Annotated in this window: 12 protein-coding genes and 1 other annotated feature; of the genes, 3 read left to right on the top strand and 9 right to left on the bottom strand. The window is 38.3% G+C overall.

Annotated elements, in window-relative coordinates; genetic code table 11:
- Nucleotides 1-77 precede the first annotated feature (77 nt).
- Together D1Z92_RS14975 and D1Z92_RS14970 are read right to left on the bottom strand one after the other, a co-directional pair.
- On the bottom strand, nt 78-803 hold the full coding sequence (locus D1Z92_RS14975) for an ankyrin repeat domain-containing protein (protein WP_128896487.1): 726 nt from the start codon (nt 801-803) through the stop codon (nt 78-80).
- Between the two features lie 185 nt (nt 804-988).
- Complete coding sequence (locus D1Z92_RS14970; RefSeq protein WP_128896486.1) at nt 989-2242, bottom strand: L-lactate MFS transporter; 1254 nt, start codon at nt 2240-2242, stop codon at nt 989-991.
- Between the two features lie 346 nt (nt 2243-2588).
- Here D1Z92_RS14970 and D1Z92_RS14965 point away from each other — a divergent pair, with 346 nt between their 5' ends.
- Nucleotides 2589-3428 carry a DUF368 domain-containing protein gene (locus tag D1Z92_RS14965; RefSeq protein ID WP_206099766.1) on the top strand — a complete coding sequence of 280 codons (840 nt, stop codon included), beginning with the start codon at nt 2589-2591 and terminating at the stop codon, nt 3426-3428.
- Between the two features lie 455 nt (nt 3429-3883).
- Nucleotides 3884-4342 (top strand): hypothetical protein, encoded by a 459-nt coding sequence (locus D1Z92_RS14960; RefSeq protein ID WP_128896484.1) that lies wholly within the window; start codon nt 3884-3886, stop codon nt 4340-4342.
- Nucleotides 4343-4412: 70 nt separating this feature from the next.
- Here D1Z92_RS14960 and glgP read toward each other — a convergent pair whose 3' ends face one another.
- The 5 genes from glgP to D1Z92_RS14935 all read right to left on the bottom strand — a co-directional run bounded on the left by glgP (nt 4413) and on the right by D1Z92_RS14935 (nt 11185).
- The gene (gene glgP / locus D1Z92_RS14955) at nt 4413-6020 is read right to left on the bottom strand and encodes an alpha-glucan family phosphorylase (RefSeq protein ID WP_128896483.1); all 1608 of its coding nucleotides are present in this window, start codon (nt 6018-6020) and stop codon (nt 4413-4415) included.
- A gap of 16 nt (nt 6021-6036) precedes the next feature.
- A complete protein-coding gene (locus D1Z92_RS14950; protein ID WP_164931645.1) occupies nt 6037-8523 on the bottom strand; it encodes a DNA internalization-related competence protein ComEC/Rec2 in 2487 nt (828 codons plus the stop codon).
- A 105-nt stretch (nt 8524-8628) separates the two neighbouring features.
- Nucleotides 8629-9150: a deoxycytidylate deaminase gene (locus D1Z92_RS14945; RefSeq protein ID WP_128896481.1), complete on the bottom strand. Its 522-nt coding sequence runs from the start codon at nt 9148-9150 to the stop codon at nt 8629-8631.
- 18 nt (nt 9151-9168) lie between these two features.
- Nucleotides 9169-10467: a homocysteine synthase gene (locus tag D1Z92_RS14940; RefSeq protein WP_128896480.1), complete on the bottom strand. Its 1299-nt coding sequence runs from the start codon at nt 10465-10467 to the stop codon at nt 9169-9171.
- Between the two features lie 157 nt (nt 10468-10624).
- Nucleotides 10625-11185, bottom strand: coding sequence for a ComEA family DNA-binding protein (locus D1Z92_RS14935; protein WP_128896479.1), 561 nt, complete (start codon nt 11183-11185; stop codon nt 10625-10627).
- 131 nt (nt 11186-11316) lie between these two features.
- On the opposite strand from D1Z92_RS14935, the gene comER reads away from it, so the two are divergent.
- Nucleotides 11317-12135, top strand: coding sequence for a late competence protein ComER (gene comER, locus D1Z92_RS14930; protein ID WP_128896478.1), 819 nt, complete (start codon nt 11317-11319; stop codon nt 12133-12135).
- Nucleotides 12136-12218: 83 nt separating this feature from the next.
- Here comER and leuS read toward each other — a convergent pair whose 3' ends face one another.
- A complete protein-coding gene (leuS, locus tag D1Z92_RS14925; RefSeq protein WP_128896477.1) occupies nt 12219-14639 on the bottom strand; it encodes a leucine--tRNA ligase in 2421 nt (806 codons plus the stop codon).
- Between the two features lie 154 nt (nt 14640-14793).
- Nucleotides 14794-15081: a binding site (T-box leader), on the bottom strand.
- A 72-nt stretch (nt 15082-15153) separates the two neighbouring features.
- Nucleotides 15154-15626: M12 family metallo-peptidase (locus D1Z92_RS14920; RefSeq protein WP_240666766.1), on the bottom strand; the 473-nt coding region annotated here is incomplete at its 5' end.

Here is a 15626-nt window from a genome sequence, read left to right as displayed (position 1 = left end):
CCATCATTTCTTCATCATATATATGTTTTAGCTATCATTCACTTCAAACTTATGTATAAATGCATATCATATTATCGCTACTTCTGTTTTTGCATTAAATAATGTGCTATTTCTTCATAGCCACACTTCTCGGCACAATCGAATGCCGTGTTTCCAAATGTATTTTTTATGGTAGGATCCACGCCTACTTCCACTAAATATTGTACTGTCTCCATATTTCCATTTCTAGCAGCAATAATGAGCGATGTATCATCATATTCTGTTTGTACGTATGGATCAGCCCCAGCATCCAATAACATCTTAACAAGATGTATATTTTGACATGCTTTCATGAGCAGACTATATCCATCTACCGTGTGTATGTTAGGATCTGCTCCTGCTTCCAACAGCATGTGTACCATTTGAATATTTTCTGTAGAAACGGCTGCTGTAAGTGCTGTGTAGCCATCTCTTCGATGCGCATCCACTTCCACACCTGACTCTATTAGTATCTGGACGATTTCTAGTCTATTGTAATAAGATGCATTTACTAGTGCATTATATCCTAACAATGTATGAATATGAGGATCAGCGCCTGCTTTAAGAAGGAGATTGACCATTTCTACGTTTCCTTTTTTTGCAGCGTACATCAGCGCTGTATATTCATCTTTATACACTGTATTTAGATTGACCCCCACTTCCATTAGCGCCTTTACTTTCTGTACATTATTTTCTTCAATCGCTCTTATTAATGCATGATCTCCTTCATTCTTGTAACATGGTGTGGCAATGGGTATTTCGTCTTCTAACTTTTTTCCTTCCATGAAAATAACATCTTCCTTTCAACAAATCTATCATTTATAAAAAAGCGATGTAATTATATTACCAAATTCATCATCTAATGTGTTAAATAATTAATATATTAGACGAGAAAAGTGAAACAAATGAAAAAAATCCCTAAACAATGTTAGGGATTTTCATGTTGCAAAACAAAATGTGCTAAAACATTTTAGTGTGCATGAGCTTGATTTTGGTCTGCTCCACTTTCAGATCTGATACTCAAACGCATTGCGATGGAAGTGACAAGTGCAACGAGTAAGAATATACTGATGACATAAAAGGAAGAATCATATGAGCCTGTAGCATCTTCTATCGTTGCTACAATCATTGGACCTAATACACCAGCCATGGACCATGAAGTTAATAAATAACCGTGAATGGCTCCAAGCTGTTTTGTACCAAATAAATCTCCGATGAATGCTGGTAAACAAGCGAATCCTCCACCGTAAATCGTTAAGATAGTAAAAATAAGTAACTGAAAAACAAATGGGCTGCCTACAAAAGGAAGAATCAGAAATGCGATAATCTGTATGATAAAAAATACAACATACACATTGGAGCGCCCTAAGTAGTCAGAAAAACTTGCCCAACCTATACGTCCGCCTCCGTTAAACAATCCCATCAATCCTACCATTGTAGCTGCTGCTGCTGCTGTCATGCCTACTTTGTCTTGTGCCATATCCGAAGCGACGGAGATAAGCATAATTCCTGCTGAAATGTTAATAAACATCATGACCCATAGCATCCAAAAACGTTTTGTCTTTACTGCTTCATTAGCTGTTAGTTGAGAAAGGTCCATTTTCACGACTTTGCCTTTCTCCATGTTCTTCTTCATACCTTGTGGCATCCATCCTTGTGGAGGTCTTGCAATGTAACTTGCTCCAGCGAACATAAGGATAAAATAACAAACTCCTAATATCATAAACGTCTGCGGAATACCAACGCCTTCTATTAATCTAGCTGCAATAGGTCCGCAAACAAGCGCTCCCGCTCCAAAGCCCATAACGGCCATTCCTGTTGCTAATCCTCTGCGATCTGGGAACCATTTCACAAGTGTCGATACCGGTGAAATATACCCTATACCTAACCCCATACCACCTATAAATCCATAAGTAACATAGAATAAAAATAAAGATTCTATTTGAACAGCTAAACCTGCTCCTAACAAACCTGCTGAAAATAAACACGCTGCAACGGTTGCAGAAAAACGAGGTCCTTTCTTCTCCACAACTTTCCCAAAAAATGCAGCTGACATTCCTAAGCAAAAAATAGCGATAGTAAATGCTAATGCAAATTCTGTACTGCTCCATCCAAGTTGTGCTTCTAGAGGCTTTTTATATACGCTGTATGCATATACAGAACCAATGGACATATGGATTGCAATAGCAGATAAAGCAATCAGCCAACGGTTTTTTGTTTTCATTGGTGTTCTCTCCCTTTTCTCTATTTATGCTTTTACTATACGCCATAACCAAAATATAGTCTGTGATTTTTTTCACAATGTTAGTTTATATTTTAATATTTTTTCCTTTGATATTTTGGTTGAACGAAAAAATAGAATACAAAACTGCATTTGACGTTGACTGGACTTATATACATAATAAAATAGAAAAGAGTACAAACATGACATGAGTGAAACGAAATGGGGAAAAGTGTATACACATCACTTACACTTCCTTTTGGGAGAAGAAGAAATATAAAGAGAATAAAATAAAATAATAACGGAGAGATATTGTATGCTTATGATTAACATGTTTAGAGGATTTTGTATGGCTGTTGCTGATAGTGTTCCAGGAGTTTCTGGGGGAACGATTGCGTTTATTTTAGGTTTTTATGATAAATTTATTCAATCATTGCATGGTGTCATTGCTGGACCGAAAGAAAAAAGAGTAGCGTCGTTACACTTTCTACTTAAATTAGGTATAGGTTGGATTTTGGGTCTGATGCTATCCATTGTTTTTATTACTTCATTATTAGAAAGTAATATATATGAAGTAAGTTCCTTATTTCTCGGTTTTATCATCGTTGCTATTTACTATGTATTTAAAGAAGAAAAACATGAGTTTGTTGGGAAATACAACAATGTTATCTTTCTCATATTAGGTGTTACCATCGTATTTGCTATTACATTTTTTAATCCTGTTTCTAGCGAGGGAACATCAATGTCATTGGATCAATTACATGTAGGCCTTGCATTATATGTGTTTATAGCAGCAATGATCGCTATTTCAGCAATGGTTTTACCTGGTATATCTGGCTCCACCCTCTTATTAATTTTTGGTTTATACGCCCCTATCCTTGCGGCAATAAAAGAAGTAATGACATTTAACTTTGACTATTTTTTCGTTGTGTTACTGTTTGGACTAGGAATTTTGACGGGGATTTTTGCTACGATTAGATGGGTAAAATATGCGTTGGATCATTATCGATCACAAACAATGTATTGCATCATGGGCTTAATGATCGGTTCATTATACGCTGTTGTGATGGGACCTACGACGTTGGAAGTACCACAAGATCAAATGTCATGGGGTACGTTTCACCCTCTGTTTTTCTTCATTGGAGGAGGCCTTATTCTTTTACTTGAAAAATTAAATCCTAATAAATAAGTTGAATGAACTTTGTTCATTAACTTATTACCGCTAAACATAAGATGAAGAAATTTCTTCAACCTTTACGCCTGGCTTCTGAGGCGTAAACTTGGTTCTCATTATTTCTTCATGTTATATAAATAAGTTGAATGAACTTTGTTCATTAACTTATTACCGCTAATCATAAGATGGAGAAATTTCCACCTCAACCTTTACGCCTGGCTTCTGAGGCGTAAACTTGGTTCTCATTATTTCTTCATGTTATATAAATAAGTTGAATGAACTTTGTTCATTAACTTATTACCGCTAATCATAAGATGGAGAAATTTCCACCTCAACCTTTACGCCTGGCTTCTGAGGCGTAAACTTGGTTCTCATTATTTCTTCATGTTATATAAATAAGTTGGAGAAAGAATCATCTTAAAAGATGATTCTTTTTTATGCTATATTATATACAAAAGAGGAGGTATGAAATGCCAAAACGTACAGATGAAACATCGTTTCTACTACCGTTAGGAGCTATTATTGTTTTCCCTCTACATTTTATTGCCACAATAACCGCCCTTAGTATGACTATAACGTTATTTTTGTGGATGATAATGCTGGCGATGTGGGTAGCGTTAATATATGTCATGATTCAAAAACAAAAACAAGTTAAAACAAAAAACTACGTTAGTGGCATGTTCCGCACATACTATATCCATCTATCTATAGCATTGTTGTTCACTTTTGGTTATTATTACTTAACTACAGTCTACATACATATGGCCTTCATATTTTTAGTTGGAATTTACCAAATCGTCTATATAGCCCCCATGATACTGATTTTTAGCATCGTGAATAAAACTTTTATGCAAGGAATTATACTCGGCGCTATTGTTACTTTTTTATTGAACGCCGCATGTTTTGGCCTCATCGTGGTATTGGAATAAATAGATTGACTAGCAGTGCATAGAAAAGACGCAGAAGTGATATCACCTCTGCGTCTTTCACATCTTTCTATTACTTTTGATACAATTCCTCTATATACTTCTCCATCATCACCTTGGTTGAAAATCGTTCTCTCGTTGATTCAATTGATGCATACATCATCTCTACCCACTGATCTCGTTTATCATAATAAGTAGGGATGACTTCGTCATTGAAAACAGCATAGAGACTGTCCGCATCACGTTGATCGACTATTTTGATTTTTTCCGTACTATAGCCATCTCCAAACTGCCAACCATTTTTACCGTGCTCACAAGCTTCTGGCCACCACCCATCTAACGTAGAGAAGTTAAGTATGCCATTCATTGCCGCTTTCATCCCAGAGGTTCCACATGCTTCAAGTGGTATGCGTGGGGAATTCAACCATACATCTACGCCTCTTGTCATGTAATGACCAATTTCCATATTATAATTTTCTAAGAAAACAACTTGATTTGGATATTTATCAGCTATGGTAACAAGATGTTGGATCACCTTTTTTCCTGTTTCATCAAGCGGATGTGCTTTGCCAGAGAAAACAATTTGAAATTTTCCGGCTTTCAACAAAGGATCAATCACTTCAAGGTCATGAAAAATTAAAGCATTTCTTTTATAAGGAACCATTCTTCTACAGCATCCAAGTAATAACGTGTCCAGAGAAAGTGAAGCGCCGGTTTTATCTGCAATATAATCAATGAGTTCTTGTTTTAATTCCTGATGTTGATTCCATATCCCTTGCTTGGCTTCATAAGCAGCACTCATCCTGTCATCTACCCACGTCTTAGGATGAACACCATTCGTGATAGGTATAATGGACGAGGAACCAGCTACGCCTTTCCACATCGTATTTGCTGTTTCCGCATGCAGCTCTGATACCGCATTGGACTTTCTTGATAACTTCAGTGCAGCCACTGTCATGTTAAATGGACTGCCTCCGATACGAATTAATTGTTCCTGTGATAAGTATGATGTCATTCCCATATAACATAAAGCATCTATAGCATGTGACTCATTACCCGCTTCAATGGGAGTATGCGTGGTAAATACAATCTCTTCCTTCGTAGTACGCCAGCTTTCCTCAAATGAATCACCGCAGCACATTTTTTCTCTAATTAATTCTAATCCTGCAAAGACTGCATGACCTTCATTAAAATGATACGCATCTATTTCCAAACCTAATTGTCTAAGTACACGTATGCCCCCTATGCCAAGCACTATTTCCTGGGCAATTCTTTGTTCCGTATACCCTCCATATAACTGTGCTGTAATCCATTTATCCTGATTACCTTCCACATCTGTATCTAGTAAATACAATGGAACGTTGCCAAAATCAGTTGCTTTCCATACTTTACAAGTTACTTGTTGATCTTTAATCGTTACATCTACTTGTATCGATGTCTCTTCGAGATGATCATAATCGTACGTTTTATAGCAGTCGTATGGATAGTTATGCTCATCTAATCGTTGATTGACATAACCTTGTTTCCATTTTAGTCCAATTGCCACCATCGGAACTTGCTGATCTTTAGCTTCTTTCAAAAAATCCCCTGCTAAAATGCCTAGTCCTCCAGCATACGTATGAAAGTCGGATTGTAAACCATACTCCATACAAAAATATGCTACTTTTGGTATGCTACTCATCCACTAACACCTCTCCTTAACATTCTTTTTTACATCGCATTTTCATTTCATTTTCCGAAACAAAAAATTGCACTTCTCCATGCATATCTGTTCGATAGACTTCCACATGATTTGCTTCTAAACGATCCAGCACGTTATCATTTGGGTGACCATATCGATTGTTACCACCAACTGAAATAACCGCTTGCTTTGGTTTCCAATATGACAACCACTCGCTTGTCGTTGCATATTTACTGCCATGATGTGCTACTTTCAATACTTCAATGCCATCCTCTACTCCACTTTCATACTGCATCGCCCGTTGTTCTAACCATTGCTTTTCGTTCGTATCTTCCATATCCCCTGTAAATAAAAATTGTTTATCGTACATTTGCATCAAGAAAACGATCGAAGATGCATTCTGCTCTTCAACTTCCACAATTTTTGCTTCAACCTGATCGTATTGCTGGTCTTTCGTTTGCATAGGAAATAAAAAGGAAAATACAGTATATTTATCTATTTGTAGGCTTAGCCCTTCTGTCACCACGTGTAAATCTACACCTTTTTCCAGTGCTGTCTCATATAAAGACCGTGTCAACGTATTATTTTTAATCGTGCTATTGAATATGAGATGCTCCACAGGAATGTGTTCCAACACGGCTTTCAAACCACCGATATGATCCAAATCATGGTGTGTAGCAATAACATAATCAATAGACTTTATCCCTCTTTTTTTCAGCAAAGGTACAAGGGTATCTTTTCCAACTTCATATGGATCATTTCGTATCATCCATGGCTTGATATAAAATCTACTCGTACCACCGCCATCAATAAGAATTGTTTTACCTTGTGGAGTCTGAATGAATATACTATCCCCTTGACCTACATCTAAAAATGACACCCTTCCTCCGTCTAAAACTTTCCCGTTCAGTACACTCTGCGTAATAAGAAGGAGAAAACAAACACTCAGTAAAGTAAACGGTAATACTAATCGTTTACGTGTAAGCTCCCGCATCTCGCTAGCCGTCATCACATGCAGCAATGACAGCAACCAAAACGTCAAGACAAAATACAGTAAAATCCATACCACAGAAGGAGACGCCATAATTAGCTGCATTGAAGTCATGTTGTTCATGATCTCGATACACCAAAACATCGCTTGCATTAAATGCTCCACGATGAAAGCCAGTAATTTTGCCAATGTCACGGAAAATAAACTAGTCAGCAGCGTAGCGATAGCCAGCGGTAGAAGAATGAGACTAAAAAATGGTACGACAAAGAAATTAGCAACAATAGATAATAATGAAAATTGATTAAAATAGTAAATGGACAATGGAAACGAAAACCACTGTGCCGTTATCGTGACAGCAAGCAGGCCTTTTAAAAAAGAAGGTATGCTGCTAGGAAAAAGCCCATACAATTTTGGAACCGCAACGATTAAACCTAGTGTCACGATAAAAGAAAGTTGGAAACTAATATTTAAGAGCAATTGCGGCTCTACGATCAACATGCAGAGTGCGGTTAAACTATACACCGTCAAACCATTTTTAAGCCATCCTTTGTATGCGGTAAACAAACCGATAATAGCCATGATACCGGCACGAATCACAGAAGGAGAACAACCAGTTAAAAAAATAAAAAACGGAATAATACCCATCGTTATCAACATACTCGTTTCTTTTGTTAACCTGCACCATTTACACACATATAAACAGATGGTAATAAAGACCCCAACATGTAGACCAGAAATAGCTAAAAGATGCGTTAGCCCTTGTTTAGCAAAAAGATCAAATTGTACAGGGTCTAACTCTTCCCTATAACCTAAAAGCATCCCTTTCATTAAACCGTTGTATGTAGGAGAAAACACTTCATCCACTTTGCGTAACAAAAAAAACCGCCATGTATCTATGTTGGCCCTTAGTGCATTCCAAGACCATGATGCTTTGTCTTTTACTACCACAGCATCACTTCCTGCTCCAATGACTAGCCAAAACATAGACTGTTCCTCTAAATAATCTCGATAATCAAAACTATCAAAGTTACCAGCTTCCTGTGGTATTAATAGTGTTCCTTGTATTTCTACTACGTCTCCTCGCTGCCATGTTTTCGCAATACTCTGTTCTTCTTGTTGTAATAACTTTATGGACAGGGTAACGTTCTCCTTCGTCTCTTTCTCCTCTGTTCCATTAGCAATACGATGTAGTTGAAGCGTGAATCGTGCACGATCACCATCCACTTCCACTTCAGATGCTAATTCACCGTTGAGTTCTACTTGCTGTTCGTTCCACTCCAATGGAATTTGCGTATCGTTCTCCTGTTCAATATATGTATGAAAAAGACTAGAAATGATGAATAGTAGTAAAAATACTATACCCTGCTTCCATGATAGGGAATAAAACCGAGTAGCTACCCATAAACCTGTCACAATCAATACAATTAAAATCCATTGCTGAACTTCATTACTCCACGAGCAAACGATACCTAAAACCCACATGATACTAATAACGAATACCGTATTGTTCACCATATCTCTCCTTTAAACGCAAAAGCACCCCTATCGTCGTTAAACGATAGAGGTGCTTCCTCCATACTTTAAATTTTCTACTTATGCTATTTAAATATACCTTATTTAATGCATCACATCGGCTTCGATGCCAACAGGTATGACATAGTTAGATAAGTGCCGCATCACAATGTTACATTCATGCATGATGTGCTCTACTTTTTCCCTGTCTTTGTTGTACTCACGATGATATACCACTTCTTTAATACCACTATTCGCTAACATATTGGCACAGGTCCAACAAGGTTGATCGGTAACATAAACGGATGAGCCTTCTCTGTCTCTGCGATCTGTAAAAAGCAACAAATTTTGCTCTGCATGAATGGTTCTAACACATCGTTGTTTCTTCACCATTTCTTGCCGATCTTCGAAGGTTTCCATTTCATATTGTTCTACTATCATACACCCAGCTTCTGAACAATCAGGCATTCCCATCGGAGCCCCATTATATGCACTGCCGAGCAGCTTTTTCCCTTGTACTAGAACAGCTCCTACTTTACGGCGATGACATCTTGAACGCGTCGATGCCATATAGGCAATATCCATAAAATAAGTGTCCCAATCTTTTCTTCGACCTGTATTTTTCATTTTGTGCTACTATCCTTTCTATGATGACGATTGACTAGCTGCGATAGCTTGATCTAAATCTGCTATAATATCCTGTATATTTTCTGTACCAATGGATAATCGAATCATTCCTTCTGTAACACCAGCTGCCTCTAGTTCTTTTCCGTGCAACTGAGAATGTGTTGTACTTGCAGGATGAATAATAAGTGACTTAGAGTCACCAATGTTCGCTAAGTGTGAAAACAGTTTAGCAGATTCAATGACTTTTTTCCCTGCTTCCACGCCGCCTTTAATGCCAAAACTTAAAATCGCACCTTGCCCATTTGGCAAATACTTCTGTGCAAGTTTGTACGAGCTATGTGAAGCTAATCCAGGATAACTTACCCAGTCCACATGCTCACTCTCTTCTAAATATTTAGCAACGTGAAGTGCATTTTCACTATTTCGTTCCATACGTAAATGTAACGTTTCTAACCCTTGCAGCAATAAGAAAGCATTGAAAGGGGAAAGACAACCACCTGTATCACGCATCACCTGTGTTCTCGCTTTTACGATATAAGCTAACGGACCAAAAGCCTCCGTATACACAAGATTGTTATATCCTACATCTGGCTCTGTAAGTACGGAAAACTTGCCGCTGCCCGCCCAATCAAAATTACCACTATCTACAATAATGCCACCAATGGTCGTACCGTGTCCACCTATAAATTTAGTAGCAGAATGTACAACGATATCCGCCCCATGTTCAATCGGTCTTAATAAATATGGACTTGGGAATGTGTTGTCCACGATGAGAGGAATGTGATGTTCATGAGCAATGCCCGCTACTGTTTCGATATCTAGCACATCACATTTCGGATTACCAATCGCCTCTGCATAAATAGCTTTTGTTTTATCTGTTATCGCTTCTCTGAACTGCTCTGGCTTACTCGCATCGACAAAGCGAACTTTAATTCCTAATCTTGAAAGTGTTGTAGAAAATAAGTTATATGTACCTCCGTACAGCGTAGATGAGGAAACAATTTCATCTCCTGCACCAGCAATATTTAAAATGGCACATGTAATGGCCGCTTGACCAGAAGAAGTAGCTAAAGCAGCTTTACCACCTTCGAGCGCTGCAACGCGTTTTTCAAACACATCAGAAGTCGGATTCATCAAACGAGAATAAATATTTCCTGATTCCCTTAAAGCAAACAAATCTGCTGCATGTTCACTATCTTTAAATCCATAAGAAGTCGTTTGATAAATAGGTACCGCTCTCGCCATCGTTGTTGGATCAAACTCTTGCCCACCATGAACAGCTAATGTTTCAAAAGCAAAATCATTTTTTTTAGACATTTTGTTCTCCTCCCAATTGTCACATTTCGTGTCAACTCATATTTTCTCATATTTAAAGAATATTGAAAAGAGTTTGAAAATATTATTATGACTTTCATCATAAACTCCTCATGAAAAACGCAACACTTCAAAGCCAACTAGGAAACACATTCCTACACTATAATTGAATGAGTGCCTTCAACTTATCGAATGTTTTATCCCCAATGCCCTTCACTTTTTTTAGGTCTTCTTTACTCTGAAATGAGCCATGCTCTTCTCTATATTGTATAATGGCTGTTGCTTTGGAAGGTCCTATACCAGGTAGAGTTTGCAACTGCGTTTCACTTGCTGTATTAATTGAAATGAGTCCTTCTTCCTCATCAGTAGAACCGTCAGAGGTATCCGATTCATCGCTATCACTGCTCCCACTACTGGTTCCATTTGAACCTTCATTACTGTTACTTGCAGTAGATGCAGCATCTCCTGAGGTTGATTCTTGCTCTTGTGATGTGGAAGCGTTAGACTTGTCGTCCTCTTGCTCCTGAGTACCGGAATCAGCATTTTCTTCTTGCTGTTCATATTGTTCTAATGTTTGTTCCATTTGTTCATTTACCGGTTCCCAGTCTTCACTACTTCCGCTATCCTCCATGAACAGCACTATACTATACATTGCCATCATAAAAACAAGCATCATCGAAAAAATAAATATAAAAAATATTTTAGATCTGTTTCTATTCATTTCTCTCTTCCCCTTCAATCTTTTGCATGTAATGATCTCTCTTCAAGCATGAAATGGTATTCTCAAGCATATCGATATGATAGCACCGCATTGGATCAGGTTGCCTACACTGGATTGAAGGAGGAACTTACATGATTGTTGGATTTATCGGAACAGGAAGTATGGGAAGTACACTGATCGATGCTTTTATTCGTTCAGGTGCCATACTGCCGAATCAAATCATTGCGAGTAATCGCACAAAATCAAAATTAGAAAACATTCAAGCTACTCATTATGGTGTCAAACTTGCAGACAACAATGCCGAAGCCGCAGTCCATAGTGATATTTTGTTTATATGTGTCAAACCTCATGAGTATCATGAAGTATTAACGGAAATCAAACCTTTTCTCGTAGATTCACAGCTTGTAGTTAGTATAACAAGCCCTGTGTTGATTCGTCATTTAGAACAGCAAATTCCATGTAAAATTGCGAAAGTCATTCCTAGCGTTACGAATTCCATATGCAGTGGTGCTTCCCTATGTATGTTTAGCGAACGATTAAATGACAATGAAAAAGATATGCTAGAAAAATTACTTAGCCATATTAGTACACCAATAAGAATTGATGAGCAATTTACACGCATTATTTCAGACATCTCTAGCTGCGGCCCTGCCTTCCTTTCTTTTTTCATTCAGAAATTTATTGAAGCGGCAGTGGAAGAAACAGAAATCCCTGAAGAAATAGCTACAACATTGGCAAGTGAAATGACGTTAGGCACTGGAAAGTTATTGACGGAAGCGAGTTTCACGCCACAATCTTTACAAGCAAAGGTGTCGGTTCCTGGTGGCATTACTGCTGAAGGATTAAAATTGTTAGAGAGTAGGCTTGATGGTGTATTTCATGACTTAATTAAAGTCACACATGCCAAGTACAGAGATGACTTATCTAAATTAGATAAACAATGGCCTTAAATCGGCAGTTTATGTTGACATCTTAGCTCATATGGAAGATGCCTTTCCCTATTTACTTACAAGGAAAAGGCATCTATTTTCATTTACGTAGCTACAATGTTGACTAATTTGCCTTTTACTGCAATGATCTTGCGAATCGTTTTTCCTTCAATGGCTGCTTTCACTTTATCTAAAGACAAAGCCATTTCCTGCATTTCTTCTTGTTCCATATCACTCGGAATATGAATGCGATCAATGATCTTACCTTTGATCTGCACCACAATCTCAATTTCATTATCTACTGTCCATTGTTCTTCAAATTGCGGCCACGCAGCGTACGTAATCGTATCTGTATGCCCTAATTTCTCCCATAACTCTTCTGCTAAATGAGGCGCAAATGGAGAAAGAAGCTGAACGAAATCTTCCATCGCTTTTTTCGGTAATTGTTCTGCTTTATTGGCCTCATTGACAAATACCATCATCTGACTAATTGCCGTGTTAAACTGTAGCAATTCCATATCTGCACTTACTTTTTTAATCGTTTTATGCCACACACGTTTGAACTCATCGCTACCTTCTATAGGTTGAATTTTGTCCTGTACGTTTCCATCTTCATTCATGAACAAACGCCATACCCGATTCAAGAAACGATACGTTCCATCCACACCCGTTGTACTCCAAGGCTTAGCGGCATCAAGTGGCCCCATAAACATCTCATACACGCGAAGCGTGTCTGCTCCATATTGCGCTACAATATCATCTGGATTGACGACGTTGCCTCTAGATTTACTCATTTTTTCATTGTTGTCACCTAGAATCATCCCTTGGTTAAATAACTTTTGGAACGGCTCTTTGGTGGACACTACACCGATATCGTACAACACTTTATGCCAGAAGCGTGCATATAACAAGTGAAGTACAGCGTGCTCTACACCACCAATGTAGAGATCAATAGGAAGCCAGCGCTCTTGCTTTTCTTTATCGCAAATCTCTTCATTGTTATGCGGATCAATATAACGTAAGTAATACCAGCTGCTTCCTGCCCACTGTGGCATTGTATTCGTTTCTCTACGCGCCTTTTGTCCTGTTTCAGGATCTACCGTGTTCACCCAATCTGTTTCATTGGCAAGCGGAGATTCTCCCGTACCAGAAGGTTTAATTTCTTTCATTTCTGGTAACAAAAGCGGCAATTGATCTTCTGGAATAGGTTTCATCGTGCCGTCTTCTAAATGAATGATCGGAATTGGCTCTCCCCAATAACGTTGACGACTGAACAACCAATCACGAAGACGATAAGTGACTTTCTTCTTGCCTTTACCGTTACTTTCTAACCATTGATTCATACTGTCGATCGCTTGCTCATTGTCCATTCCATTCATAAAGTCAGAGTTCACATGTTCACCGCTGCCTGTATACGCTTCTTGACTAATGTCTCCGCCTTTGATGACTTCTACGATAGGAATCTCAAACTTTGTCGCAAACTCAAAATCACGTTGATCATGACCTGGAACCGCCATAATTGCCCCTGTACCATAACTAATCAACACATAATCAGATATCCAAATCGGTATTTTTGCGCCGCTTACAGGATGGATAGCATATGCTCCAGTGAATACACCTGTTTTATCTTTTGCTAAATCCGTGCGCTCTAGATCCGACTTCAATGCAGCATTTTCTTGATATGCTTTTACTGCATCGGCTTGTTCCGCCGTTGTAATTTCCGCTACTAAAGGATGTTCAGGCGCTAGTACACAGTAAGTGACGCCGAAAAGTGTATCTGGTCTTGTCGTAAACACATCAAAAGATCCGTGACCTTCTATAGAAAACGTCACTTCCGCTCCAACGGATTTACCAATCCAATTACGCTGCATTTCTTTTAAACTTTCTGGCCAGTCTAGATCGTCCAAATCTTCTAACAATCGTTCTGCATAAGCCGTAATTTTAAGCATCCATTGACGCATCGGTTTACGGATAACTGGAAATCCTCCACGTTCACTTTTTCCGTCAATCACTTCTTCATTCGCAAGAACTGTACCAAGTTCTGGACACCAGTTCACAGGGACTTCGTCCACATACGCTAGCCCTCTTTTGTAAAGTTGCAAGAAAATCCATTGTGTCCATTTATAGTAATTTGGATCCGTCGTGTTAATCTCTTTGTCCCAATCATAAGAAAGACCGAGTGATTTAAGTTGACGACGGTAATTATCGATGTTGCGTTTCGAAATATGTTTTGGATGTTCTCCTGTATTCAGCGCATGCTGCTCTGCTGGAAGACCGAATGCATCCCATCCCATTGGATGAAGCACATCATACCCTTTCATTCGCTTATAACGAGAGACAATATCCGTTGCTGCGTATCCTTCTGCATGACCAACATGCAGACCAGATCCAGATGGGTATGGAAACATACTTAGCGCATAAAATTTAGGTGATGCTGCATCGTCTTTCACTTTGAATGTGGCATGATCTTCCCAATATTGCTGCCACTTTTTTTCAATCTTGCTTGGGTTATAAGCTTGTGACATAACTTTACCCCTCCTAATATGTTTTTATAATGTACTGCTCTTTGTTACATGTGGAAATGATCCTATGATGTATTTGTAAAGAAACTGCTTTATTTTCATGTTGCATCATTATCACTTCCCATGACACAACAAAAGCCCTCATCCGCAGCCAATGGCTAGGGACGAGAGCTTAGATTATGATCCCGTGGTACCACCCTACTGAATAGATCATTTCTCCAATAACATCTACATCTGTTATATTGAAAAACAGAGAAAATGAACCATCCACTTTAGAACCAGTATCGTTGGTTATACGTTACGATTTTTCAAATAGTAAAAACAAATTTGATTTACATCGTAAAAGCTCCAAGGCGAGTTCACTGTATTCTTGCTTATCGGCTCACACCTACCACCGACTCTCTGCAAAGCATCCTCAGCTACTACTCCTTATCAGCGCTGCACTGTATACATAATTAATTGAAGTATATAAAAATGCATCCATATTGTCAACTATTGTAGATAAAGATCCGTTCCACTATTGCGGAGTGCCGTGAAGATGAATATTTTCCTTCAATATATCTTTATGATAATCACAGAAAGTATCTACTTTATCGGAATAGCCATTTAAAATACAATATCCTTGAACATTAACATCACAATGACGTAACCCATAATTGTGACCCACTTCATGAAGAATGAGACGCCATAATTGGTAAGTGCTTTGTCTATGCTTCACTATGCTTTCAACCGACCATGGAATAGCTCTCCCAGAAGGAATTTCAAAGTTTGGATCATTCGTAAATCCAATCACAAGATCATAAGTACCATCACTCCACTCTCGTCGAAGTTCCTGTAGAATTTCCCTTGAAGACTGATCGTCACTTTGCCACTCTACAAAGTCCTCGATGATGAAATTAATCTTAAAGTCACGATACAGCGTATCATCCACTCTTTCAATAAGTCGGTTTGTGTATTCTTTCCAATATCCCTCATGTATTGCTCGAAACT

Source organism: Longirhabdus pacifica, from assembly GCF_004115085.1.
GTDB lineage: Bacteria > Bacillota > Bacilli > Paenibacillales > DSM-105158 > Longirhabdus > Longirhabdus pacifica.
This window is presented reverse-complemented; position numbering and strand designations above follow the sequence as displayed.